Source organism: Azospirillum oleiclasticum (assembly GCF_013423485.1).
Taxonomy (GTDB): domain Bacteria; phylum Pseudomonadota; class Alphaproteobacteria; order Azospirillales; family Azospirillaceae; genus Azospirillum; species Azospirillum oleiclasticum.
In genome coordinates this window covers 49,761-74,483 of record NZ_JABFFR010000051.1, presented here as the reverse complement: position 1 = coordinate 74,483, position 24,723 = coordinate 49,761, and the positions used below count along the sequence as shown (strand labels likewise).

At 69.7% G+C, this 24,723-nt stretch carries 24 protein-coding genes; 10 read left to right on the top strand and 14 right to left on the bottom strand.

The window, feature by feature from the left end:
- Positions 1 to 814: divergent polysaccharide deacetylase family protein (locus tag HL658_RS33320; RefSeq protein WP_180287709.1), on the top strand; the 814-nt coding region annotated here is incomplete at its 5' end.
- 37 nt (positions 815 to 851) lie between these two features.
- The gene (locus tag HL658_RS33315; protein ID WP_180286597.1) at positions 852 to 1,058 is read left to right on the top strand and encodes a heavy-metal-associated domain-containing protein; all 207 of its coding nucleotides are present in this window, start codon (positions 852 to 854) and stop codon (positions 1,056 to 1,058) included.
- Here the strand turns inward: HL658_RS33315 and HL658_RS33310 are convergent.
- From HL658_RS33310 to HL658_RS33250, 13 genes are all read right to left on the bottom strand, one after another.
- Positions 1,039 to 1,887 carry a hypothetical protein gene (locus tag HL658_RS33310; protein ID WP_180286596.1) on the bottom strand — a complete coding sequence of 283 codons (849 nt, stop codon included), beginning with the start codon at positions 1,885 to 1,887 and terminating at the stop codon, positions 1,039 to 1,041. The genes HL658_RS33315 and HL658_RS33310 overlap by 20 nt on opposite strands.
- Positions 1,888 to 1,994: 107 nt before the next feature.
- A complete protein-coding gene (trpE, locus tag HL658_RS33305) occupies positions 1,995 to 3,503 on the bottom strand; it encodes an anthranilate synthase component I (RefSeq protein ID WP_180286595.1) in 1,509 nt (502 codons plus the stop codon).
- A 33-nt stretch (positions 3,504 to 3,536) separates the two neighbouring features.
- Complete coding sequence (locus tag HL658_RS33300) at positions 3,537 to 5,423, bottom strand: SurA N-terminal domain-containing protein (RefSeq protein ID WP_180286594.1); 1,887 nt, start codon at positions 5,421 to 5,423, stop codon at positions 3,537 to 3,539.
- 116 nt (positions 5,424 to 5,539) lie between these two features.
- Positions 5,540 to 6,610 (bottom strand): glycosyltransferase, encoded by a 1,071-nt coding sequence (locus HL658_RS33295; RefSeq protein WP_180286593.1) that lies wholly within the window; start codon positions 6,608 to 6,610, stop codon positions 5,540 to 5,542.
- Positions 6,601 to 7,443 (bottom strand): PIG-L deacetylase family protein, encoded by an 843-nt coding sequence (locus tag HL658_RS33290; protein WP_180286592.1) that lies wholly within the window; start codon positions 7,441 to 7,443, stop codon positions 6,601 to 6,603. Before HL658_RS33290 ends, HL658_RS33295 begins: the two co-directional genes overlap by 10 nt.
- Positions 7,444 to 7,447: 4 nt before the next feature.
- A complete protein-coding gene (locus HL658_RS33285) occupies positions 7,448 to 8,362 on the bottom strand; it encodes a beta-xylosidase (RefSeq protein WP_180286591.1) in 915 nt (304 codons plus the stop codon).
- A complete protein-coding gene (locus HL658_RS33280) occupies positions 8,359 to 9,138 on the bottom strand; it encodes a TIGR04290 family methyltransferase (protein ID WP_180286590.1) in 780 nt (259 codons plus the stop codon). The genes HL658_RS33285 and HL658_RS33280 overlap by 4 nt, the downstream gene beginning before the upstream one ends.
- The gene (locus HL658_RS33275; RefSeq protein ID WP_180286589.1) at positions 9,135 to 9,878 is read right to left on the bottom strand and encodes a sugar phosphate nucleotidyltransferase; all 744 of its coding nucleotides are present in this window, start codon (positions 9,876 to 9,878) and stop codon (positions 9,135 to 9,137) included. The genes HL658_RS33280 and HL658_RS33275 overlap by 4 nt, the downstream gene beginning before the upstream one ends.
- 1 nt (position 9,879) lies before the next feature.
- Positions 9,880 to 10,959, bottom strand: coding sequence for a CgeB family protein (locus tag HL658_RS33270; RefSeq protein WP_180286588.1), 1,080 nt, complete (start codon positions 10,957 to 10,959; stop codon positions 9,880 to 9,882).
- Positions 10,956 to 11,579: a histidine phosphatase family protein gene (locus tag HL658_RS33265; protein ID WP_180286587.1), complete on the bottom strand. Its 624-nt coding sequence runs from the start codon at positions 11,577 to 11,579 to the stop codon at positions 10,956 to 10,958. The genes HL658_RS33270 and HL658_RS33265 overlap by 4 nt, the downstream gene beginning before the upstream one ends.
- A gap of 16 nt (positions 11,580 to 11,595) precedes the next feature.
- Complete coding sequence (locus HL658_RS33260) at positions 11,596 to 12,690, bottom strand: inositol-3-phosphate synthase (protein WP_180286586.1); 1,095 nt, start codon at positions 12,688 to 12,690, stop codon at positions 11,596 to 11,598.
- A 180-nt stretch (positions 12,691 to 12,870) separates the two neighbouring features.
- Complete coding sequence (locus HL658_RS33255; RefSeq protein WP_180286585.1) at positions 12,871 to 13,344, bottom strand: flagellar basal body-associated FliL family protein; 474 nt, start codon at positions 13,342 to 13,344, stop codon at positions 12,871 to 12,873.
- A gap of 132 nt (positions 13,345 to 13,476) precedes the next feature.
- Positions 13,477 to 14,655, bottom strand: a complete 1,179-nt coding sequence (locus HL658_RS33250; protein WP_180286584.1) for a PAS domain-containing sensor histidine kinase — start codon at positions 14,653 to 14,655, stop codon at positions 13,477 to 13,479.
- Positions 14,656 to 14,918: 263 nt separating this feature from the next.
- Between HL658_RS33250 and glgX the strand changes: the two genes are divergently transcribed.
- Both glgX and HL658_RS33240 read left to right on the top strand, forming a co-directional pair.
- Positions 14,919 to 17,078 carry a glycogen debranching protein GlgX gene (glgX, locus tag HL658_RS33245; RefSeq protein ID WP_180286583.1) on the top strand — a complete coding sequence of 720 codons (2,160 nt, stop codon included), beginning with the start codon at positions 14,919 to 14,921 and terminating at the stop codon, positions 17,076 to 17,078.
- 69 nt (positions 17,079 to 17,147) lie between these two features.
- Complete coding sequence (locus tag HL658_RS33240; protein ID WP_180286582.1) at positions 17,148 to 18,179, top strand: response regulator; 1,032 nt, start codon at positions 17,148 to 17,150, stop codon at positions 18,177 to 18,179.
- A 22-nt stretch (positions 18,180 to 18,201) separates the two neighbouring features.
- Here the strand turns inward: HL658_RS33240 and HL658_RS33235 are convergent, their stop codons facing one another.
- Positions 18,202 to 19,134, bottom strand: coding sequence for a class I SAM-dependent methyltransferase (locus HL658_RS33235; protein WP_180286581.1), 933 nt, complete (start codon positions 19,132 to 19,134; stop codon positions 18,202 to 18,204).
- Between the two features lie 337 nt (positions 19,135 to 19,471).
- On the opposite strand from HL658_RS33235, the gene HL658_RS33230 reads away from it, so the two are divergent.
- From HL658_RS33230 to deoC, 6 genes are all read left to right on the top strand, one after another.
- On the top strand, positions 19,472 to 20,602 hold the full coding sequence (locus HL658_RS33230) for an ABC transporter permease (protein ID WP_246338175.1): 1,131 nt from the start codon (positions 19,472 to 19,474) through the stop codon (positions 20,600 to 20,602).
- Entirely contained in the window at positions 20,599 to 21,573 is a 975-nt protein-coding gene (locus HL658_RS33225) for an ABC transporter permease (RefSeq protein WP_180286580.1), read from the top strand. The genes HL658_RS33230 and HL658_RS33225 overlap by 4 nt, the downstream gene beginning before the upstream one ends.
- Before the next feature lie 61 nt (positions 21,574 to 21,634).
- Positions 21,635 to 22,612: a hypothetical protein gene (locus HL658_RS33220; RefSeq protein WP_180286579.1), complete on the top strand. Its 978-nt coding sequence runs from the start codon at positions 21,635 to 21,637 to the stop codon at positions 22,610 to 22,612.
- On the top strand, positions 22,590 to 23,027 hold the full coding sequence (gene cdd, locus HL658_RS33215; protein WP_180286578.1) for a cytidine deaminase: 438 nt from the start codon (positions 22,590 to 22,592) through the stop codon (positions 23,025 to 23,027). Before HL658_RS33220 ends, cdd begins: the two co-directional genes overlap by 23 nt.
- Before the next feature lie 3 nt (positions 23,028 to 23,030).
- Positions 23,031 to 23,873, top strand: coding sequence for a purine-nucleoside phosphorylase (locus tag HL658_RS33210; protein ID WP_180286577.1), 843 nt, complete (start codon positions 23,031 to 23,033; stop codon positions 23,871 to 23,873).
- A complete protein-coding gene (deoC, locus tag HL658_RS33205) occupies positions 23,870 to 24,700 on the top strand; it encodes a deoxyribose-phosphate aldolase (protein WP_180286576.1) in 831 nt (276 codons plus the stop codon). Before HL658_RS33210 ends, deoC begins: the two co-directional genes overlap by 4 nt.
- Positions 24,701 to 24,723: the final 23 nt, after the last annotated feature.

Sequence of the window (24,723 nt, the reverse complement as noted above, 5' to 3'; positions counted from 1 at the left end):
CGCGCCGGCCGAGGCCCCGCCCGCGGTGGTGGCGGCCTTGCCGCCGCCGCTGCCGCCGGAGGTGCCGCGGCCGGCCCTGCCGCCGGGCGCGCCGCCCTGGCTGAAGAACGCGGTTCCGGCGAAGATGCCGCCGGCCGGGCACCCGGCGGTGGTGATCGTCATCGACGACCTCGGTGTCGACCGCAAGCGCTCCAACCGCGTCGTGCAGCTTCCGGGGCCGCTGACGCTGGCCTGGCTGCCCTACGCCCGCGAGCTGCCGGAGCAGGCGCGCGCGGCGCGCGCCCGCGGCCACGAGCTGCTGATCCATGTGCCGATGGAGCCGAGCGTGAAGGCCGACCCCGGCCCCAACGCGCTGCTGGTGACGCTGGACCGGCCGGAGATCGCCAAGCGGCTGGAGCAGGCCTTCGCCAGCTTCGACGGCTATGTCGGCATCAACAACCACATGGGCAGCCGCTTCACCGCCGACCGCGCCCGCATGGCGCCGGTGATCGCCGAGCTGCACCGCCGCGGCCTGCTGTGGCTGGACAGCCGGACGACGCCGAACTCCGCCGGCCTGACGCTGGCGCAGGAGCAGGGCGTGCCGCATCTGGGCCGCGACGTGTTCCTGGACAACGAGCAGTCGGTGCCCGCCATCCGGGCGGAGCTGGCGAGGCTGGAATCGGTGGCCCGCAAGCAGGGCTGGGGGGTGGCGATCGGCCACCCGCACGACACGACCATCGAGGCTTTGGCCTCGTGGCTCCCCGACGCACAGAAGCGGGGATTCACCCTGGTGCCGGTCAGCGCGGTGGTGCGCGCCCGGCAGGCGGGGGGGTGAGGGACGACCGCAACCACGTTACGAAGAGGGTATGAACATGGCGGAATCCTACAAGGTCGGCGGCATGACCTGCGGCGGCTGCGCCCGCTCGGTCAACAACGCCATCGTCAAGCTGGCGCCCGACGCGCGGGTCGAGGTCGACCTGCCCACCGGTACCGTCACCGTCAACGGCCCGGTCGAGGAGGCCACGGTGAGGAAGGCGGTGGAGAGCGCCGGCTTCGACTTCAACGGCAAGGCTGCCTGACGGGGCCGGCGGCGTCGGTCGAGGCGGCGGCCGGCGGGCGGTTGCGGCGGCTGTTCCACACCAGCACGCCCACCGACCACGCCACGGCCACGCCCAGCCCGGCCAGCAGCGCCGTGGCGGTGCCGGCCGGCACCGCCAGCAGGTGCACGGTCAGCACGCACAGGGTGAAGCCGGGGTTGGCGATCAGGGAGGAGCGCATGGCCGATGCGTTCGCCGCCCCGCCCTGGCGCCGGTGCAGCACGATGGTCAGCCCGGTCAGCGACACCGGGTAGATGGCGAGCGCGCCGGTCATCGTCGGCCCCAGCACGTCGCTGAGGGTGGTGACGGTGGCGACCAGCAGCCCGGCCATCAGCGCCCGGCCGGGGATGTCGTACCAGCGCCGCCGCACCGGCTTCAGGGTGAAGGGCGGCACCGCGTTGCGCACCGCGGGGAAGGCCACGGCGTAGACACCGGCCATCAGCAGCAGCGCCATCGGCAGCGTCCAGTCGATGCCGGTCAGCAGCACCCCCACCGTAATCATCAGCGACGACGGGATGAGCAGCGTCAGCGCCAGCCCGAAGCGCGGCGACACCCACACCATCGACACCAGGAAGGTGACGAGGGCCGCCACCGCGACGAGGCTGGACAGCGCGCTGTCGGCGATGAAGCGGTCGTCGTGCGCCATCGCCAGCAGCACATAGGCCGGGCCGGTCGAAAAGGGCAGCGTGGTGATCACCCCGCCCATGAACGGCCCCAGCCGCTCCGCGGCGAGCGAGGAGAGGACGACCACGGTCGCGGCCGCCAGCGCCTTCACGGCGAGCGCGAGCCAGACGGATTCGGCGAGGGACATGGTGAGGGTACCAGGGGCGACGGCGTTCCGTTCCCTCACCCGTCATCGCCGCTTCCGCGGGAATGACGGGGTTGGGGAAGGACGGGGAAGGGCTGGACGGGGCCGGTTCAGGCGTCGGCGCTGCGGACGGCCTCCTCGGCGGCGCGGATCAGGGCCATGGCCTTGTTCATGGACTCCTGGTACTCCGCCTCCGGATCGCTGTCGGCCACCACGCCGCCGCCGGCCTGGACGTAGAGGGTGCCGTCCTTGACCACCGCGGTGCGCAGCGCGATGCAGGTGTCCATCGCCCCCGACGCGCCGAAATAGCCCACACAGCCGGCGTAGACGCCGCGCCGCGCCTTCTCCAGCTCGTCGATGATCTCCATGGCGCGGATCTTCGGCGCCCCGGACACGGTGCCGGCCGGGAAGCCGGCAAACAGCGCGTCGAGTGCCGTATGGGCGGGGTCCAATTCGCCCTCCACGTTGGAGACGATGTGCATGACGTGGCTGTAGTACTCGACCGCCATCTTCTGCGTCACCTTGACGGTGCCGATCTTCGCCACGCGGCCCACGTCGTTGCGGCCGAGGTCGAGCAGCATCAGGTGCTCGGCCAGCTCCTTGGGGTCGCCGAGCAGGTCGGCGGCCAGCGCCTCGTCCTCCGCCGGGGTGGCGCCGCGGCGCCGCGTGCCGGCGATCGGGCGGATGGTCACCTTGCCGTCGCGCAGCCGCACCAGGATCTCCGGGCTCGACCCAACGATGGTGAGATCGCCGAAATCGAGGTGGAAGAGGAAGGGCGACGGGTTCAACCGGCGCAGCGTGCGGTAGAGGGCCAGCGGCGACAGCTTGAACGGGATGCGGATGCGTTGCGACGGCACGCACTGGAAGATGTCGCCGGCGCGGATGTACTCCTTCGCCCGCTCCACCATCGCCATGTACTCGTCCTTGCTGGTGTTGCTGGTCGGCACGAGGGCGGCCCCGGCGCCGGTCCGCGGCTCCCGCCGGTAGGGCAGCGGGCGCTCCAGATCGGCCACCGCGTCGGCCAGCCGCTCGCGGGCGCGGGCGTAGGCGGCCTCGGCGTCCACACCGGCCTGCGGCCACACCGGCGTCACCAGCGTGATGGAATCCGTGTGACTGTCGAAGATGGCGATGATCGACGGGCGGGTCAGGATGGCGTCGGGGATGTCCAGCTCATCCGCGTTGTCGTCTGGCAGCCGCTCCATCAGCCGCACCATGTCGTAGGTGAGATAGCCGAACAGGCCGGACGCCATCGGCGGCAGCTCGGGCGGCATGTCGATCCGGCTCTCGTCGATCAGCCGGCGCAGGGAGGCCAGAGGCGCCTCGTCCACCGGCTCGTACGCGTTGGCGTCGAACAGCGCGCGGCGGTTGATCGCCGCCTGCGCGCGGCGGCAGCGCCACACCAGATCCGGCTTGAAGCCGATCACCGAATAGCGGTCGCGCCGCGAGCCGGCGCCGCGCTCCGCCGATTCCAGCAGGAACCCGAAGGGCCGGCCGTCGGCGAGCTTCAGGTAGGCGGAGACCGGTGTCTCCAGGTCGCTGACGAGCGTCCACCACACCACCTGCGGCCGGCCGGAGTCATAGGCTTGGCGAAAGGCGGTGGTGTCGGGATGGACCTTCACGGGACTGGACCTTTTCTTCTCGGTGTCGTGGCGTCAGTTGGTGGGTGCGTACATCTGCGCGATGGCGTCGCGGTTGATGGTGACGGGGTATTCGGCCTGGAGCGCCTGGGTGAACTGGGCGATCAGGTCGGCTTCGATGCCGCGGGCGACGTTCTCCTCGACCGCCGCGAGCGGCGCGTCGGGAGCCTTCGGGTCGGCGGGGATGACCTCCTTGAGCCGGGCGACGATCTGGCTGTCGGCACCGGCGCCGGTCACGACCTCTTCCGGCTTGGCGTCGAACAGCTTGCGGATCAGTTCCGGCGTCAGTCCCTCGACCGAGCGGGCGTCGCGGGTGAAGGGAGCGCTCATGGCGAAGCTGCCGCCCGCCTCCTCCGCGACCTTCTGCGCCCCGGCGGCGGAGCCGGCCTTCAGCGCCTCGGCCACCTTCTGGGCGCGCTCGCCGGCCCGCTTCTCGCGCTCCTCCGCCTTCCAGGCATCGACGACCTGGGCGCGGACCTCGTCCAGCGGGCGCAGGGCGGGGGCGGTGATGCCGTCCACCCGCACCACGAAGAAGGCGCTGTTCGCCCCCTCCGTCAGCCCGCTGGTCTGGCCGGAGCTCAGGCCGAAAGCCGTCTGCACCAGCTTGGGCAGGTCGGGTAGGGCCGGGGCGGTGCCGTCCGGCGCCTTGCCGGTGGCGTCCACCGCCGGAACCTTGGTGAGCGCCATGCCCTGCTTGGCGGCCAGCTCCTCCAGCGCGGTGCCGGCGGCCAGCGCGTCGTCGATGCGGTTGGAAACCTCGTAGATCAGGTCGAAGCCCTTGTCGCGGCGGGCGCGGGCCAGCACCTCGTCGCGCACCTGTTCGAAGCTGCGCGAGCTGCCGGGCTGAATCTTTGTGATCTGCAGCACATGCCAGCCGAGCGCGCTCTTCACCGGCGCGCCAACCACGCCCTCGGGCTGGGTGAAGGCGGCGGCGGACAGGTCGGCGTCCGGCAGCTCGTTGCGGGCGACATCCTCCAGCGGCACCACGTCGGTGCCGGCCTGCTTCGCGGCCTCGTCCAGCCCGGCGGTCTTCGCGGCCTCGGCGATCGCCTTGGCCTTCGCCTCGTCGTCCACCAGCACCATCTTGACGGTGCGGCGTTCCGGCGTCTGGTAGTTGGCGATGTGCTCCTCGTAATAGGCGCGGAGCTGTTCGTCGGTCAGGGTCATGTCCTTGGCGACGTCGTCCACCGACAGCCGCGCCACGGTCAGCCCGCGGTATTCGGGTGCGGTGAAGCGCACGCCGTGGTCGTCGTAGAAGCTCTTCACCTGATCGGCCGACGGCTCGCCGACGTCGCCGACGGCGGCGTTGGGGATGGTGACCAGTTCGGCCACCCGGCGTTCGCCGCGCTGGCGGTACAGCGCCTCGACCAGCGGCTGCGGCGGCTTGGCGCCGGAGGCGACGGCACCGGCCACCAGCGTGCGCGCGATCTCCTGCCGCAGCGCGTTCACATACATGGACTCGGTCAGGTTGTTGCTGCGCAGCACCGTCTGGAACTGGTTGGGGTCGAACTTGCCCTGGGCGTTGCGGAAGGCCGGCTCCTCGCCGATGCGGTGGCGGACGACCGCGTCGTTCACCGCCACGCCGGCGTCGCGCGCGGCCAGATCGAACAGCGTGCGCTGCACGATGCTGTTCACCGACTGGTCGACCAGCCCGAACTGGCGGGCCTGCTCGGCCGTCAGCGCGCCGCCGAACAGCGGGCGCAGCCGCTCCATCTGGCGGCGGAACTCCTGGTCCAGCTCGCCGCGGCCGACCTCGACCGGGCCGACCTCGGCCACGGTGTTGGATAGCCCGCCGCCGCGGAACATGTCGCCGATGCCCCAGACGCCGAAGCTGAGGATCAGGAGCACGAAGAGAATCTTGACGACCCAGGAGCCGACGGTCGAACGGATGGCCTGTAGCATGAGACCCGACTTGCGCGTTGCGGACAGCCCCCGGGGGCCGGGCGCGCATCATAGAAGGGCGGTCCGCATGCGGCAACCGCGTTGAGACCGGGATCACCCGCCCGGTGCGGGCGCCGTCACGCCACCCCGGCCTGCATCGCGTGGGGATGCGCGATCTGGTCGTAGAGCGTGAGGTATCGGTCCAGCATGGTGTCGGCCGCGTGGCGCGTGCGCGCCTGGGCGCGGCAGGCCTCCGGGTCGAGCCGGTCGCAGTCGGCGATGGCGTCCGCCATCTCCTGAGCGTCGCGGACCAGGAAGCCGGTGACGCCGGGGTCCACGATATCGGCCAGCGCGCCGCTGGGGAAGGCGACCACCGGCGTCCCGGCGGCCAGCGCCTCCATGGCGACCAGCGAGCTGGTCTCCGGCACCAGGCTGGGGGCCAGCAGGCAGCGCGCGGTGCCCAGCATCCAGCGCTTGCGGCCGAAGCCGACGGGGCCGAGAAAGCGCCGCCGCGGGTCGAGCCGCGGCTGGATCTCCGTGCGGAAATAGCGCTCGTGCGCGGGGTAGGGGTGGGTGCGGCCGGCGAGCAGAAGCTGGAAGTCGGCCAGCCGCGCCGCGTCCAGCGCGTGGTGGAAGCCCTTTTCCGGGCAGATGCGGCCGAGCGCCACGGCGAAGCGCCGTTTCGGCACCCGGATCACCAGCCGGTCCACCGCCACCCCGTTCTCGATCGGCGGCAGCAGCCGGGCCCCCGGCGGGGCCGTCCGCGCCTGGCTGCGGGAGACCGGGTGCAGCCAGGTGTCGGGCCGGGTGGGGCGCAGCGCTTCGGCCGGATACCAGTCCAGCGGCAGATGCAGCGTGACCAGCACCGGCACGCCGGGCGGCGGCAGATAGGCGTGGAAGTCGATCCCGTGCAGGTGGACGACATCGACCGGATGCTGCTCCAGCGCGCGGGCGATGACGGCGCGGACGGCGGTGTGCATGGCGGCATGCACCGCGGTGCGGGCCGCGTCGTCCGATCCGCCATCGATCGCCGGAACGGGCAACAGCGTCCCCGCCACCTGCGAGCCTTCGCGGGCCACCACCAGCGAGCGGTGTCCGGCGCGGACCAACGCCGCATCGATGGCGGCGCAGACCTGCTCGGCACCGCCCACCACGTCCGGTCCGACCGGCGCGAAGGGGAAGGGGACGCTGAGGACCGTCAGACCCATCGGGCGTCCTCCAGCCCCAGTGTGCGCAACGCCTCGTCGGCCAGCAGGCGCCAGCGCTCCCCGGTGAGCCCCAGCCCCCAACCCTCGTAGAGAAGCCGTCCGTCGTGCGGCGGACGGGCGAAGGCGGGCGTGCGCGCCCGGCGGAAATGTTCCGTCGCCGCATCGAAGGGGGCCAGCGTCCGCGCCTGCGAGGCGAAGGCGTCGAGCATCCGGCGCTTGGTCGCGGCCAGCTCCGGGGTCAGCCGCACGGTGCGCTCGATGGTGCCCTCCACATCCAGGAACCGCTGGTGCACGGGTTCGCCGCCGTCGGCGTGGTAGAAGGGCATCTCCACCACCGTCGGCGCCCGCCGCCCCTGCCGGACCAGCAGCTCGCGCGCGTTGTGGACGGCGAAGGCGACGGCGTCGTGGTCGGGGTGCCCGCCCTCGTAAGCGTGGGTCAGCACCACGTCGGGGGCGCAGCGCAGGAACTTGCGGCGCATGCGGTCGGTCAGCTCCGCCATGTGCAGGGCCGCGCACTGGTCGGCGTGGCCGAAGCCCTGCAACCGCTCCGCCGGGAAGCCGGCGGCGGCCATGGCGCGTGCCAGCTCGGCCCGACGCAGACCGGCGTACGCGCGCCAGTCGGCGCAGCCGGCCGCCGCCGCGTCGCCGCCGGAGCGCGGCGCGCCGTCGGTGACGTGCAGCACATTGACGTCGAGCGGCCCGCCGGCGGCGGCCAGCGCCAGCAGCCCCCCGGCGCCGATCGTCTCGTCGTCGGGATGGGCGACCACGACCAGAACGCGGGCGCGATCACCCGGAACACCGAAAGCCTGGAGATAGGTGGCAACCGTGCCCATGGGATCACCTCGCGGCGGGAACCAACGCCCCGGCGGGGGCGTAACGGCGGACCATGGCGGCGCAGAAGGCCGCGAACTCGTCCGGGTCCTGCGGCGGACTTGTGTGGTGCGGCTCGATGCCCCGGTGCTCGGGGGTGAAGCAGAAGGTGACGGTGACCTTGAACTCCGCCAGCGCCTCCATCTGGCGGTCGAACCAGTCCAGCGACCCCTCGCGGTAGACATCGGCCCAGGACAGGCCGGTGCGCAGGTAGGTGACGCCCAGCTCGCGCATCCAGCGCACGGCGTCGTCCAGCCGGTGGTCCTGGAAATGGAACCACTGGCACAGCCCCATCTCGGGTGCCACCTCCGGGAAGTGGCGCAGCGCCGGCTTCGGCGTGCCGTCCTCGCGGATCAGGCCCATGTAGAAATGACGGTAGTAGGAGGACCCCTCCGCCTCGCGGTGGCGGGTGGTGGCGGGCCAGGCGCGCGGCAGGTCGAACAGGCTGTACCAGTGGATGCGCGGCGCGCGGCCCGACAGCAGCTCGGCGGTTCGGCGCAGGCCCCAGTCCTGCACCTCCTCCGCCCCGAAGGTGGAGACGCCGACCTCCGACACCCAGACCGGCAGGTCGGTGACCGCCTGGATCTCCTTCAGCTTCTCCGGCCACTCGTGGAGCTGCCAGTGGTTCCAGTCCAGCGGGAAGCCGTGCACCGCCACCGCGTCCAGGGCGTCCAGCACCCCTTGCGTCTTCATGTTGCCGATGAAGACCGGATCGATGGGGGAGATGCCGCCCAGCACCTTGGGCAGGTCGGGGTTGACGGCGGCGATGGCGCCCGCCGCCCGCTTCACCATGTCGCCGAAGCGGGTCCACTCGGGATCGAGCTGGAAGTCCCAGTGGGACTTGTTGTTCGGCTCGTTCCAGAGCATCACGGCTTCGATCATGCGCGCTCCCCTCGGGCTCGGGCTGGATAGACGGGTTCGGCCCACAGGGACCGTTCCGCGACGCGGCAGACGAAGACCTCCTCCTCCGGGTGGTCGATGATGCCGAAGCCGGCCGACCGCAGCATCGCCTCCGCACAGGCCCGGTTCGGGATCCACCAGTTCGTTTCGTCCCCGCAGTAACTTTGTTCTACAAAGGCGAGCCGCGGGTAACCCGCGCGTTCGAAGTGGGCGACCTCCCAGAAGGGATAATCGTCCCGCACCTCTTCGGTGTCCGAAGACCCCCGCAGCATCGACTGGAACACCACCAGATCGCCGGCCACATGCTCGCGGATCAGGTCGAGCGCCAACAACGGGTGGCGCAGGTGGTAGAGCACGCCCATGAACAGGACCACGTCGAACCGCTCGGCCAGCGCGCCGACGTCGTAGACGGACAGCTTGCGGAACTCGATGTCGGCACCGCACAGGGCGGCGGCGAAGCGCGCCTGTTCCAGATAGCGGTCGTCGAAGTCCACCGCGACCACACGGTCGGCCCCCCGGCGCTTCATCTCGATGGCGTAGAAGCCGCCGTTGCAGCCGATGTCCAGCACCGTGCGGCCGGTCAGGTCGGCCGGGATCGCGTGCTGGAAGCGCTGCCACTTGATGCGCGGGTAGTCGCCGAGGAAATGGTCGGGGGCGGTCGGCACGCCGCCAAGGTCGATGTTGTGGAACCACTGGCCGAGAGCGCGCACGCGCGCCTCGATCTCATCGCGGGACAGGTGGGGCGGGGCGGCGTTCATTCGGCGGCGGTCTCCGTCACGGGTCGGCTCAGAAGGTCGAGCGCGCTGCGGTAGCCGTGCATGGTGCCCACATCGACATACACCCGGCCGGCGCGCACACCGACCGCGCGGCCGCCGCGGTCGATCCAGGCGTTGACCAGCGTGCCCATGTACTCGTCCTCGCGGTTGCGTGCGCGCCAGAGGTCGTGCAGCTCGGCCAGCACGCGCCCCGGCATCTTGAAGGCGCCCCAGATCCAGGCGGTCGACGCCTCCGGCCGCTTCACCTGGATCTCCAGCACCGCGCCGGTCTCGTCGGTCACCACGGCGTCGAACAGCTCCGGCCGGTCCACGGGGAAGAGCAGGAAGGACAGCCGGTCGTCGGGCAGGGCGGCCAGCGCGTCCTCCGGAAACCACACGGTGTCGGGCAGCCCGACGATCACCGGCTCGTCCGGCGGGACCAGGGGCAGGGCACGGAACACCGCGTCGCACAGGCCGCCGGGACGCGGCTGCACCACATAGGCGACCGTGGCTCCCGCCACTTCCCCGCCGTAATATTGCAGGATGTCGAACTTGCCGGGCGCGATGACGAAGGCGATCTTGTCGGCGCCGCCGCGCACCATCCGGTCGACGAGATATTCGCTGACGGCGCGGGGCCGCTCGACCGTGCCGTCATGGCGGCTGCCGACCGGCAGCAGCTCCTTGGAGAATGCCAGCGGCTGGATGCGCGATCCGGCCCCGGCCGCCGGCACGATGCCCCACATCTCAGTCGCTCCCCGTGGTGCCGACGAGGTCGAGCGCCGCCCGCAGGTCCGCCGCCCGCCGCTCGGCCGTGTGCTCCAGGAGCACCCGCTCCCGCGCCCGGCGGGCGATCGTGGCGAGGTGCTCGCGCGGCATCAGCATGGCGGTGGTCACATCGTCGGTGTCCGTCGCCACCAGGATCTCGCGGCCGGGCTCGAAGAAGCTCTCCAGCCCCTCCCAGGCGTCGGTGAGGATGGGGACGCCGCAGGCGGCGGCCTCGAACAGCCGGCCCGACGGGCACCAGCCCATGCGGCGCATGGCGTCGCGGGTGACGTTGAGCGTCAGCAGGGAGGAGCTGAAGAAGGCCGGATGCTCGGCCGGCGGCAGGTGGCGCACGAAGTGGATGTTGGGCGCCCAGGGGAAGCTGTCCGGATACTGCGCCCCGCCGATCACGAAGCGGCGGCGCGGCAGCCGGTGGGCGGCGGCGACGAACAGCCGCTCCACCCCCTCCTGCCGGTCGGCGGCGTAGGTCCCGAGGTAGGACAGGTCGGCGCGGTAGGCGTCCACCTCCGCGGTGGGTCGGTGAGCCTCCGGATCGACGCTGCCGTAGAGCGGGGCCACCACGCGGGCGCCGAGCCGCCGCTTCAGCTCCTCCAGCGCCCGCCCGCCGGTGAAGCTGAGCACGAGGTCGAAGGGCTTCAGCCCATAGGACGGCAGGTAGGGCGGGCGCTCGCCGCGCGTCAGGGCGGACAGGGTCACCGGCGTGTCGAGGTCGTAGAACACCTTGCGGCGCGCGGTGGAGCCCAGCACGAGATCGCAGGCGGCCACACCGTCGGGGCAGTAGGAGGTCACGATGGCGGCGTCCGCCTCGTCGGCGTGGCGCCCGGCGTCGGCGCGCACGCTGTCCCAGTCCGTGTAGAGCACCAGTTCGCCGCCGGGGATCTCCCACAGGTCGCGCTGGTCCCGGTAATACGGCACGTCGCGTTCGAAGAACACGACGCGGTGGCCGCGCCGCACCAGGGCGTTGACGAGCCCGCGCCACAGCGTGGCGTGGCCGTTCCCCCAGGAGGAGCTGATGGTGAGGCCGAAGATCGCGAACTTCATGGTGCGGCTGACCGGTTTGATGCGTCGGAAGCAACGGTGTGGTTGATCCCCAGCAGGCGGGGAGTCCAGCCGTCCATGCTGAGAACACTCACCGAGGCGGGAGAGACCTCCACCCGAAGGAACAGGTCGATGGGAGCCCCGAGGTAATAGGCGAGCACCGCGCGTATGACGTCGGCGTGGCTGACCAGGACGAAGCGGCCGTCGGGGTGCGCGTTCGCGAGGTCGTTGATGAAGCCGCAGGTCCGCGCCTGCACCGCCACCATGCTTTCGCCGCCGGGCGGGCGGGTCTGGCTGCGCGCGCCGTTCCACCGCTGCCAGTCCGGTTGCCCGTCGAGCTCGGCGAAGCTCCGCCCGGTCCACTTGCCGAAATCCAGCTCCAGCAAGGACTCCGCTGCGTGGAGCGGCACGCCGCAGGCGGCGGCGATGGGCCGGGCGGTCTGCATGGTGCGTTCCAGCGGGCTGGCGTGCACGGCGTCAACCCCCTGGCCGGCGAAATGCCGGGCGAGGCGGCGGGCCTGCGCGGGGCCGTCGCCGTCCAGCCCGACGCCGGCCATGCGACCGGCCAGCACGCGGCCGATCAGCCCATGGTCGGCGTGCCGCACGAGGTGGAAGAGGGCCATCGCCCGCCGCTCCCGCTCAGCAGGGGTCGCCGGTCCGGATGAAGCGTTCGGTGCGCAGCTCCGCCTCCGTGTCGGTGAACTGCACCGGCGGGGACTTCATGAAGTAGGCCGCGGGCCCCTCCAGCGGCCCGCCGATGCCGCGGTCGAGCGCCAGCTTGGCGCAGCGCACGGCGTCGATCACCACGCCGGCGGAATTGGGGCTGTCCCACACCTCCAGCTTCAGGTCGACCGACAGCGGGACATCGCCGAAGGCGGTGCCCTCCAGACGGATGTGGGCGAACTTGCGGTCGGTCAGCCAGGGCACATGGTCGGACGGGCCGATGTGGCAGTCGTCCACCGGCATTTCGTGCCCGACCTGGCTGGTGACCGCCTGGGTCTTGGAGATCTTCTTCGACTCCAGCCGTTCCCGCTCCAGCATGTTCAGGAAGTCGGTGTTGCCGCCGAAATTGAGCTGGTAGGTACGCTCCAGCCGCACCCCGCGCTGCCGGAACAGGTTGGCGAGCACGCGGTGCACGATGGTGGCGCCGACCTGCGACTTGATGTCGTCGCCGATGATCGGCAGGCGCCGCTCGGAGAAGCGCCGCGCCCAGGCCGGGTCGGAGGCGATGAATACGGGAATGCAGTTGACGAAGGCGCAGCCGGCCTCCAGCGCGCGCTCGGCGTACCAGCGCGTCGCCTGCTCCGATCCCACGGGCAGGTAGGAGACGAGCACGTCGGTGCGTGTGCGCTTGAGGATGGCGGCGACGTCGTCCGGTTCCCGCGGGGATTCGGTCACGACGCCGTCGAGATAGCGGCCGAGCCCGTCGAAGGTCGGCCCGCGGTGGACGGGAACGCCCTGGTGCGGAACCTCGGCGAAGCGGATGGTGTTGTTGGGTGAAGCGGCGATGGCGTCGGACAGGTCGTGGCCGACCTTGGCGGCCGACACGTCGAAAGCGGCGGAGAACACGACGTCGCGCACGTGGTAGCCACCGAGCCGCACATGCATCAGACCGGGAACGTCCGCGTCGTCCGGCGCGTCGCGGTAATGCCGCACGCCCTGCACCAGCGCCGAGGCGCAGTTGCCGACCCCGACGATCGCGACGCGAACCGCGCCATCCTCTCCCTTACCCATACCTGCCGGCCTCGTCTCTTGTCCGTTCCGCCGTTGCGGCGCCAGCCTTCGCGGCGCCCACCTTCGGTGAGGTGTGTCGGGAAACGAACCGGATGCGGCAAGGTTCCACCGCCGGCGCGGCGCGTCCGGGGCCATCCCCTTGGCGCGGAGGGCCAACCGGTCGCCTACCGCGATGGGGTGTCAACGCACGATCATGACATCCACCAGGACCTTCCGGACGGTGGTGCCGCGCAGTTCCCGCTCCACGGCCGCCTCCACCGCGCGCTTGACCCGGCCGGCGCCCTCGACGCCCTGGAGGTCGGCGGGTTCGAGCTCCGCCATACGGTCGACCAGCCGGTCGGCGATGCGGTCGGCGCGCGCGTTGACGGCCGGCAGGTCCGAGCGCTTCGCCATCTCCACCCGCACGCGGAGATCGACGACCCGGCCTTCGCCGAGCGTGAGGCTCATGTCGGGCAGCAGGGCGTAGGGCGGGGCCGGCCCCATCCGCGCCTCCACCGCCCAGCGCGGTGCGTGCCACGCGACATAGCCGCCGCCGAGCAGGGTCAGCGCCAGAAGGACCGAGAAGACGATGACCAGAAAGCCCACCGGATCGCGGTGTTCGCTGGTGGGCAGGGGATGCAGTGGCGGTGCCGCACGCATGGGTTGGCGCATCATGGCGACCTCCCGGCCGGAGCCGGCAGCCGATCGGCAGCCGCCAATCGCCGGCAGCCGATCAATGGTGTACAGATTAGCCGGATCGGACGGCCCCGCCCATCGGACCCGGAGTCGCAGTCGGGCGCGGTCGCTTCACGCCGCGGGTACGGTGAAGCGGAAGACCGAACCGACGCCCGGTGCGCTGTCCGCCCACAGCCGGCCGCCGTGCCGCTTGACGAAATCGCCGCACAGCAGGAGGCCGAGGCCGGTGCCCGATTCGCCCCGCGTGCCGCGGGTGGACAGGGTGGCGCCGTCGGCGAACAGGCCGGCCAGCCGGTCGGGCCGCATGCCGACGCCGGTGTCGGCGACGCTGACCTCCACCACCCCCTCGTCGGCGATGCCGGCTCCGACGGTGACCCGTCCGCCGGCCGGGGTGAACTTCACGGCGTTGGCGACCAGATTGCGCACCACGGTGCCGATCATCGCCCGGTCGATCACGGCGGCGACGTTGCCCACCGTGTTGAACAGCGCGACGCCCTTCTGCACGGCGGCACCGGACTGGACGTCCAGCGCGTTCTGCACCAGCGGCTTCAGCCGCACCGGCTCCGGCTGGAAGACGATGCGGTCCATCTGCAGGCGGGTCCAGTCCAGCAGGTTGTCGAGCAGGCTGAAGCCCTGATCGGCGGCCATCAGGGCGTGCAGCAGGAACTCGCTCTGTTCCGACCGGCCGGGGCCGCCGTCCGCCGACTGCTGGTCGGCGTAGAGCATGCGCAGATACTCGCGCAGCGTTCCGAACGGCCCGCGCAGGTCGTGGGCGATGATGGTGAACAGCCGGTTCTTGGTGTCGTTGAGGGCGGTCAGCTCGCTGTTCTGGTCGCGGATGCGGCGGGTGGCGTCCTCGACGCGGGTTTCCAGTTCGCGGGTCAGACGGTTCAGCGCCTCCTCCGATTCGTGATGCTCGGTCACGTCGGAGAACAGCGCGATGATGCCGGCCTTCACCGGCGAGCCCGTCTCCTCCCCGATCCACAGGAAGGAGACGCGCATCTTCAGGAAGCGCCGGACACCGCCGCGGTGGTAGGCCACGTTGCGCTCGTGCAGGCGCTGCGGGTCGTAGATGGCGTCGATCACCGCCTGCACGAAGCCGTCGTTCAGAGCGTCGCCGATGAACAGGTCCGCGAACAGCCGGCCGGGTGCCGTGGCCTCGTCGATGCCCAGGATGCGGGCCGCCGCCGGGTTGAAGGTGGTCACGCGGCCCTGGAGGTCGAGCGTGAACACGCCGCCGTGCATGTGACGGAGGATGCTGCGCTGGATCGTGTCGTGCGTGGCGGACATACAATGGATTTCCGGCACCGGTTCAACAGACGAACATACTCGCGGATGGCGGCCTGACGCGAGCGTTGCTTTTGCGTGGGAGCATCCGCGGGTGATGTGCCGCGTCGCCGGGCAACCCGCAAGCGGGAACGCGATCGGCGCCGCCGAGGCTTGACGGCATGGGGATCCATTCCCTTTCATGCGAAAGGGATGCACAGTCCTTTCTTTTCCCGCCCCTTCCCCCCGCCGTCGGTTCATCTCCGCCGTCCCAGCCAGAGCATTCCATGCCCGCACCCATGATCGCCCGCACGACCGTCTGGCCCGGCAAGCCCTACCCGCTGGGGGCCAACTGGGACGGCTTCGGGGTGAATTTCGCCCTGTTCTCCGCCAACGCGGAGAAGGTGGAGCTCTGCCTGTTCGACAAGACCGGCCAGCGGGAGGTGGAGCGGATAGCACTCCCCGAACACACCGACGAGGTGTGGCACGGCTATCTGCCCGACGCGCGGCCGGGGCTGCTCTACGGCTACCGCGTGCATGGCCCCTACGAGCCGTCGGCCGGGCACCGCTTCAACGCGAACAAGCTGCTGCTCGATCCCTACGCCAAGGCGCTGTTCGGGTCGCTGCGCTGGTCGGACGCGCATCACGGCTACCGCATGGGGGCGACGCGGGGGGACCTGTCCTTCGACCGAAGGGACAACGCCCGCAACATGCCGAAATGCCGGGTGGTCGACCTCGCCTTCACCTGGGGCGGCGAGCGGCGGCCGCACACGCCCTGGTCGGACACCATCGTCTACGAGGCGCATGTCCGCGGTCTGACCATGCTGAACCGCGACGTTCCGGTGCCGCTGCGCGGCACCTTCGCCGGCATGTCCAGCCAGCCGGTGGTGGACCACCTGCGCACGCTGGGCGTCACCGCGGTGGAGCTGCTGCCGGTGCAGGCCTTCACCGACGACCGCCATCTGGTGGCGCAGGGGCTGCACAATTACTGGGGCTACAACACCATCGGCTTCTTCGCGCCCGAGCCGCGCTACATGACCACCGGCGTGCTGTCGGAGTTCAAGACCATGGTCGCCCGCCTGCACGAGGCGGGGATCGAGGTGATCCTGGACGTCGTCTACAACCACACCGGCGAGGGCAACCACCTCGGCCCGACGCTGAGCTTCCGGGGCATCGACAACGCCTCCTACTACCGGCTGCGGCCGGACGACAAGCGCTACTACATCGACGACACCGGCACCGGCAACACGCTGAACCTGGGCCACCCGCGGGTGCTCCAGATGGTGATGGACAGCCTGCGCTACTGGGTGACGGAGATGCGGGTGGACGGCTTCCGCTTCGACCTCGCCACCGTCCTGGCGCGCGAATCCTACGGCTTCGACCCCGGTTCGGGCTTCCTCGACGCGGTGCGCCAGGATCCGGTGCTGGCCGACGTGAAGCTGATCGCCGAGCCGTGGGACGTCGGCCCCGGCGGCTATCAGGTCGGCAACTTCCCGCCGGGCTGGGCGGAGTGGAACGACCGCTACCGCGACACCGTCCGCCGCTACTGGCGCGGCGACGAGGGCATGCTGCCGGAACTGGCGGGGCGGATCGCCGGCTCTTCCGACCTGTTCGAGAAGCGCGGGCGCAAGGCGTGGTCGTCGGTGAATTTCGTGACCTGCCACGACGGCTTCACGCTGCACGATCTCGTGTCCTACAACGGCAAGCACAACCTCGCGAACCGCGAGGGCAACCGCGACGGACATTCCGCCAACCATTCCTGGAACCACGGGGTCGAGGGGCCGACCGACGACCCGGACGTCAAGGCGCTGCGCCTGCGCCAGAAGCGCAACCTGCTGGCCACCCTGTTCCTGTCGCAGGGGACGCCGATGATGCTGGCGGGGGACGAGCTGGGCAACAGCCAGGGCGGCAACAACAACGCCTATTGCCAGGACAACGAGGTGGCGTGGATCGACTGGGCGCAGGCCGCGGAGTCGGCCGACCTGATCGCCTTCGTCCGTCGGCTGATCGCGCTGCGCCGCGCCCATCCCGTGCTGCGCCGCCCGTCCTTCCTGCACGGGCGCCAGACCTCGCCGGACGGGGTGAAGGACATCGTGTGGTATTCCCCCCAGGGCCAGGAGAAGAGCCCGGAGCAGTGGGGCAACTCCCAGGCCCGATGCGTCGGCATCCTGCTGAACGGGCGGGCCGGCGAGTATGTCACCGCCGACGGCGGCCGGGTGGAGGACGGCGTCCTGCTGACGGTGCTGAACGCCCACCATGACCCGGTGATGTTCGTGCTGCCCGATGTCGCGGGCGGGCGCGGCTGGCGTTGCGTGCTGGACACCCGCGTTGCGGACGGGGCCGGCGACGGCCGCATGAACCTGCCCGGCCGGCCGGTGCTGGTGGAGGGGCGGAGCAGCCTCGTCTTCATTCTGATCGAGGCGTTCGACCGTGATCTTGTGCGTTAGCGAATATCCTTTGTGATAGTGTCCTTTGTGATAGCGTGATCCGATCAGCGTCGAGCAACATGGTTGCCCATGCCGGATTACGATCTATCGCTCGTCGAGGCCGTCATCATCGACACGCAGTCGAACACGCTGCGCCTGCTGCGCGACGTGCTGGCCAGGGTCGGCATCAAGCGCGTGGAGATGTACGACAACTACACCACCGCGCAGAGCCTGCTGACCGCCGCCCAGCCCGACCTGCTGCTGCTGGACTGCGACGGCCCGCACGAGGCGGAGGCCTTCCGCTTCATCCGCGCCTTCCGCAACGATCCCGGCACGCCCAACCCCTTCGCCGCCATCATCGTGACGAGCTGGCAGGCCACGCAGATGCAGGTCATGCGGATGACCAACTCCGGCGTGGACGACATGCTGGTCAAGCCGATGTCGCCAAAGCAGGTGCAGGACCGCATCGCCGTGCTGATCGAGGGGCGCAAGCGCTTCGTCGTCACCTCCGACTACATGGGCCCCGACCGCCGCAAGTCGCCGCGCGACGGGGCGCAGGTGCCGCTGATCGACGTGCCCAACACCCTGCGCCTGAAGGCGTTGGGCACCATCGCGCAGGCCAACCTGCGGCAGATGATGACCGACGCCAAGCGGCAGGTCGGCGAGCAGAAGCGCCTGCGCACCGCCATCCAGCTCGGCTTCCTGGTGGAGTTCGCAGGGCCGGGGCTGGTCAGGGACCCGCCGGAGCGCATGGCGGTGGAGCATCTGGCCCGCATCCCCGCCATCATCGACGATCTGCACCGCCGGCTGCCCGACTCCGGCGTCGCCGCATCGGCGGAGATGTCCTGCCGGGCCATCCGCGTGCTGGCCGACCGGCTGCGCACGGAGGCCGAGTCCGGGGCGGTGGACGCCAAGGAGCTGGGACAGCTCCGCTCCCTGACCGCCGACCTGATGCAGACCATCGACCCCAAGCGCCCGCTGGAGTCGATGATGCGGGAGGTGCAGGCGGCCGTCGCCGGCTACCGCAGCCGGCTCGACGCCATGGCCCAAGCCCGCGCCGACGCCGCCAAGCCGGCCGTGGCGGAGGGCGCCGCACCCGCCACGCCGCCCGCTCCCGGCTGAGCCGCGCCGGGCCGGTTCGGGCTCAGCCGCCCCGCCCCAGCAGCTTCGCCGTCTTGCGCTTCAGGAAGTCGGGGTGGGTGTAGAAGGCGGGGTTGCGGGCGATCCATTTGGCGCGGTCCCACGCGCTGGGGTGCAGGAGCCGGCGGGTGTGGTCGGAGCCGGCCGGGGCTGCGGCGTCGGCCGGTGCGGCCAGGGCCCGCCCGCTCGCCCGCACCACGAAGATGGGGGCGCCGCTTGGCGCCGTCGCCGTCTGCTCCCAGCAGCGGACGTCCGTGAAGCCGCTGCGGCGGAGCAGGGTGCCCAGCGAGTCGCGGGAGAAGAAGTTGATGTGGGTGACCGGCTCGATCTGCTCGGGCCGCCCGCGCCACACCTCCAGAGGGACCTCGACGAACAGCAGCCCACCCGTCCGCATCCGGACGCGGAGCTGCTCCAGCACGCGGCGGGGGTTGGCGAGGTGTTCCAGCACATGCAGGCTGAGCGCGGCGTCGAACCGCTCCTCCTCGTCCACCTCGTCCAGGGTGGCGCCGAGGCGGGCGATGCCGGGGATGGGGTTGCGGTTGTGATCCACCACGACACCATGCTGCCCCGCCTCCACGAAGGGGCGCAGCATCCGCCCGTCGCCGCCGCCCAGATCGAGGATGCGCGCACCGGCCTCCGGCAGCAGCGGCTTCAGCGTCCGGTACAGCCCGGCCGCCCGGACGCGGTCGGCACCGTCGTCGGACAGGGCATGCCCCACCGCGCCGCCGCGGCGGGACAGGAAGGCGTATTTGGCGGCCACGTCGGCCTCGCTCGGGCGCGGCGTGTACATGACGAAACCGCAGTCGCGGCACATCACGTAGGTGATCGTGACCTCCGTCCGGCCGGGCCACCAGACCCGGAACATCACGTCGTAGCGTGGTGCCACATAGCCGTCCGCGCTGTCGCGGTCGGCCGCCCGGTATGTCCTCTCATCCAAATGTTCCCAATCGGATGTGTCGCATATCGGGCAACAAGGCTCGATTGTCATTCGCATCTCCCGTCATTTTCCTTCGACGCCGTGCCCCTCTTTGGTCACAGATGCGAAGGAATGTATGATGAATGTTTGTGCAGTGCCCCCGTTTGTTTGAGCTTATCAATGGGAAGGCGTAGCCGATGTTGAAGAGGTCTGTCGGACTCTCGTGCGTGATAGGCCGACCGCGGGAGCTGTGGCGACCGGCATAGGTCGATCCGCCGGAGCGGCCGCGGTCGCGCTTGCGCCAGTTCCCGCGGCGGTGCACCCTGGCCGCGGTTCAGGCAGGCGGGTGCTGGGCGGCATGGCGACGGTGACGGACGGCAAGGGGCTCGGCATGCCGGCGGAGGTGCCGGGCTGGGTGGGATACCTGCTGCTGCCGCTGCTGAACCTGGCCGCCGCGTTCCTGCTGTCCGGCGTGGTGATCCTGCTGATCGGGGAGAATCCGCTGGCGGCGCTTGAGGTGCTGCTGTACGGCGCCTTCGGCTATCCGGAGGCGGTGGGTTTCACCCTCTACTACGCCACCAACTTCATCTTCACCGGGCTTGCGGTCGCCGTCGCCTTCCACGGCGGGCTGTTCAACATCGGCGGCGAGGGGCAGGCCACCATGGCCGGGCTGGGTGTCGGGCTGGTCGGGCTGGGGCTGACCGGCTGGCCCTGGTGGGCGGCGGCACCGGTGGCGATCCTGGCCGCCGCGCTGTTCGGCGCCGCCTGGGGCTTCATCCCCGGCTGGCTGCAGGCGAAGCGCGGCAGCCACATCGTCATCACGACGATCATGTTCAACTTCATCGCCGCGTCGATCATGACTTGGCTGCTGGTCGATGTGCTGATCAAGCCGGGCCAGCAGGCGCCCGAGTCGCGGGAGTTCGACGCCAGCGTCTGGCTGCCGGCCATGGACCGGGCGCTGGGCTGGTTCGGCATCGCCATCCCATCCTCGCCGCTCAACCTGTCCTTCCTGTGGGCGCTGGTGTGCTGCGCGCTGTTCCATGGTTACGTCTGGCACACGCGCTGGGGGTACGAGCTGCGCACGGTGGGGCTGAACGAGCGGGCGGCGGTCTATGCCGGCATCTCCCCGGCCCGCAACATCATCATCGCCATGCTGATCTCCGGCGCGCTGGCGGGTTTCGTGGCGGTGAACGAGATCCTGGGCGTGCAGCACCGGCTGCTGCTGAACTTCACCGGCGGTTACGGCTTCGTCGGCATCGCGGTTGCGTTGATGGGGCGCAACCACCCGGTGGGCATCCTGCTGGCGGCCCTGCTGTTCGGCGGGCTGTACCAGGGCGGGTCGGAGCTGTCCTTCGAGTTCCCGACCATCAACCGGGAGATGGTGGTGGTCATCCAGGGCCTCGTCATCCTGTTCGCGGGCGCGCTGGAGAACCTGTTCCGCCCGCAGGTCGAGGGCCTGTTCCGCCGCCGGGGGAGGGTGGAGGCGTGACCGATGCTTTCCTGATGGCACTGTCCATCCTCGACTCCACGATCCGTGTCGCGACGCCGCTGGTGCTGGCCGCCTTTGCCGGCCTGTTCAGCGAGCGGTCGGGCATCGTCGCGGTCGGGCTGGAGGGGATGATGCTGGCCGGCGCCTTCTTCGCCGCCGCCGTCGCCTTCCAGACCGGCAACCCTTGGCTGGGGCTGCTGGCCGGCATCGCCGCCTCCACCGCGCTGGCGCTGGTGCACGGCTACGCCTGCATCACCCACAACGGCAACCAGGTGGTGTCGGGGATGGCGATCAACATCCTGGTCGCCGGGCTGGCGCCGACCCTGGCCTTCGCGTGGTTCCGGGCGGGCGGCCAGACGCCGATGCTGCCCGCCGGCGCCCGCCTGCCGCAGGTGCGTCTGCCGGCGGTGGAGACGGTGCGCGAGGTGCCGGTGATCGGGCCGGTCTATGAGATCATGCTCGACGACATGAACGTCGTCATTTACATCGCCGCCGTCGCGGTGGTGGGGTCCGCCTGGGTGCTGTACCGCACGCGCTTCGGCCTGCGGCTCAGGGCGGTGGGGGAGAACCCGGCGGCGGTGGACACGGCGGGAATCTCCGTCGCTGCGCTGCGCTACCAGGCGATGGCGCTGTGCGGCGTGCTGACCGGCATCGCCGGGGCCTTCCTGTCCACCGGGCTCGGCGCCGGCTTCGTGCGCGATATGACGGCGGGCAAGGGCTATCTGGCGCTGGCGGCGCTGATCTTCGGCAAGTGGCGCCCCTGGCCGACGCTGTTCGCCTGCCTGCTCTTCGCCTTCACCGACGCGGTGCAGATCCGGCTCCAGGGCGTGCCGCTGCCGCTGGTGGGGGTGATCCCGGTGCAGTTCATCCAGATGCTGCCCTATGTGCTGACGGTCCTGCTGCTCGCCGGCTTCGTCGGCAAGGCGGTGGCGCCGCGGGTGATCGGCATTCCGTACGTGAAGGAGCGGTAGGCATGTTATCAAAGATTTAGTGGGAATCGCAATTTGATGAAACTATTGATGGAGATGGGTCGTGTCGAAATATGCTGAATCAATAGGTGCGGCGATTGCTACATTCCTTGTGTCTCTTGTACTCCCTTTTTTTGTCGGACTATCTAAAGATCAGAATGGATATGTGAATATAGGAAGAGGATTTGAGGTTAATGGCTCGTTTTATGCTCCGCTGGATATTGATGTGGTCTCGTCGTCGCCTCTAAATGGATTAATTCTAAGCATTTCGAAGGATGTTTTGGTTGCGGAGTCAGCGGTGTCACATCCAGTTTTGATAAAGACTGTTGACGGTGTAAAGTCGTCAGATGGATCAAAACTTATCGAAATTGGGCATATTCCTCCTGGTATTCGACTGAGGATTTTGTTCAAGTTGGAAAATCGCACGACTGCCAATTCTGTAGATGTTGTTAACTGGAAAGAAAAGGGGATTGAGTATGTCTATAATGGTAATTCTAGTGGGAACACTAGTTTGTTGAGTGCCACCACTATCATAAGTTCAACGATCTACGCTCTCATATCTTTTTCCCTATTTTTGGGAATTGCGTCGAGGTCCGACAAGATGAAGCAATCCGCTGATGAAGCTCGAAAATATATGGAGGGAATGCAAGAAAAAATTGAATCTATGAAGAAAGAGATAAGTCAAATAAAGATCAGCAGTCACGCCGAATTGAAAAAGGCAGAAGAAAGCTCAAAGAAAACAGAGATTCGATTCGCCAAATTCAAAGTATTGCTTTTGTCGAGGATATCAGATTACAGTAAGGAATTGAGTTTCTGGAGGGACTGTGTTCGAAAGATGTTGAATGATAGGGGGCTAAGTGAAAAGAATTCTGAGGAAATATTCAATATTGTTAGGAATGTGCTAAAAACACACCGTACTAATCCGCGCTATGATGAAGATTTTAAAACTATCGAAGTGGCTGCGGGTATTATAAACTCTCATGAACCGCAAACATATAATTCAAGTTACCGAGGTCTAGATGGCGAGCGGAGTGGAAATTGAAAATCTTACTTGTATTGCCCGCGCCATGATGGAGCGCGCTTACGCCCCCTATTCGCGCTTCCATGTGGGGGCGGCCATCCTGGGGGAGAGCGGGCGGGTGCACAGTGGCGCCAATGTGGAGAACGCCGCCTACCCGCAGGGGCAGTGTGCCGAGACCTCCGCCATCGGCGCCATGATCGCGGGCGGCGACCGGCGCATCCGCGCCATCGCGGTGATGGGCGCACCCTGGCGCGACGGGGCGCCGCTGGACAGCCCGGCGCTGTGCACGCCCTGCGGCGGCTGCCGGCAGCGCATCCGGGAATTCGCGTCGCCCGACACCCCCGTTCATGTTTGTGGACCCGAAGGGCTGCGCCGGACGTTCACGTTGGCGGAGCTTCTGCCGGAGTCCTTCGGCCCCGACAATCTGGAGTTCTGACGCATGACCGCCTCGCTTGCCGTCCAGGCCGCCGCCGAGATCGCCCGCCGCGCGCCGGGCCTGACCCCGCGGGTCGGCATCATCCTGGGATCCGGCCTGGGCGGCATCGCCGACCGGGTGGAGGGGGCCGTCGCCATCCCCTACACCGAGCTTCCCGGTTTTCCGGTGCCGAGCGTCGAGGGGCACGCCGGCCGGCTGGTGCTGGGCCGTCTCGGCGGGCAGCCGGTGGCGGTGATGCAGGGCCGGGTCCACGCCTATGAAGGGGCGGGGTTCGGGGCGCTGCGCACCGCCATCCACGCGCTGAAGGCGGCGGGCTGCGGGATCCTGTTCCTGACCTGCGCCGCGGGATCGCTGCGGCTCGATGTCGGGCCGGGGCGGATCGTGACGATCTCCGATCACATCAACATGCTCGGCACCAACCCGCTGGTCGGGCCGAACGACTCTGCGGTGGGGCCGCGCTTCCCCAGCCTCCAGGACGCCTGGGACCCGGCGCTGCGCCGCCGCGTCGCGGTTGCGTCGGAGCGGTTGGGCATCCCCTTCTCGGAAGGGGTCTACGCCGCCTATCTCGGCCCCAGCTTCGAGACGCCGGCGGAGGTGCGCATGCTCGGGCGGCTGGGGGCGGAGGCGGTGGGCATGTCCACCGTGCCGGAATGCATCGTCGCCCGCCATTGCGGGCTGCGGGTGGCCGGCTGTGCCGTCATCACCAACCTCGGGGTCGGCCTGAGCGACGGGCCAGTCAACCACGAGCACACGCTGGCCGCCGCCTCGGCCGCCGCCGCCGATCTGGAGCGGCTGCTGATCGGCTTCCTGAACGATCTGGACACGCCGGACGAGGGGCACCCATGAAGCTGTCCGCGGAATTGCAGACGATCGTCGATGAGGCGACCGGTGCGAAGGCGACGCCCGCCATCGCCCGCCGGGCCATCGGCCTGCTCGACCTGACCAGCCTGAACGACGACGACACGGGCGATGTGGTCGAGGCGTTGTGCCGCCGCGCCGTGACGCCCGCCGGGCCGGTCGCCGCCGTGTGCGTCTGGCCGCGCTTCGTCGCGGGGGCTCGCAGGGCGCTGGACGGGACCGGCGTGCGCATCGCCACCGTCGTCAACTTCCCCGGTGGCGCCGATGACACCGCCACCGTGGCGAAGGACACGCGCGACGCCGTCGCCGACGGTGCCGACGAGATCGACGTGGTGCTTCCCTACCGCGCCTTCATCGACGGCGCCCGCTCCCAGCCGCAGGCGCTGCTGCGCGCCTGCTTTGATGCCTGCGGCGAGCGCGCGCTGATGAAGGTGATCCTGGAAGCCGGGCAGTTTCCCACCGCCGACCTGCTGAGCTGGGCGTCGCGCGACGCCATCGCCGCCGGTGCCGCCTTCCTCAAGACCTCCACCGGCAAGACCCAGCCGGCCGCTACCCTGCCCACGACCGCTCTGCTGCTGGACGCCGCCCACGACGCCGGTCGCCCGGTGGGGGTGCCGGTGGGGGTGAAGGCCGCCGGCGGCATCCGCGACGCCGACACCGCCGCCGCCTACCTCCACCTCGCCGACGCCATCATGGGGGAGGGCTGGGCCACCCCGCGGACCTTCCGCTTCGGCGCATCGGGCCTGCTCGATTCCCTGCTGGCGGTGGTCGCGGGAAAGCCCGCTGGTGCGGCGGAAGGGGCTGCGCCATATTAAGGCTCGGATGCCTTTCGCGATGT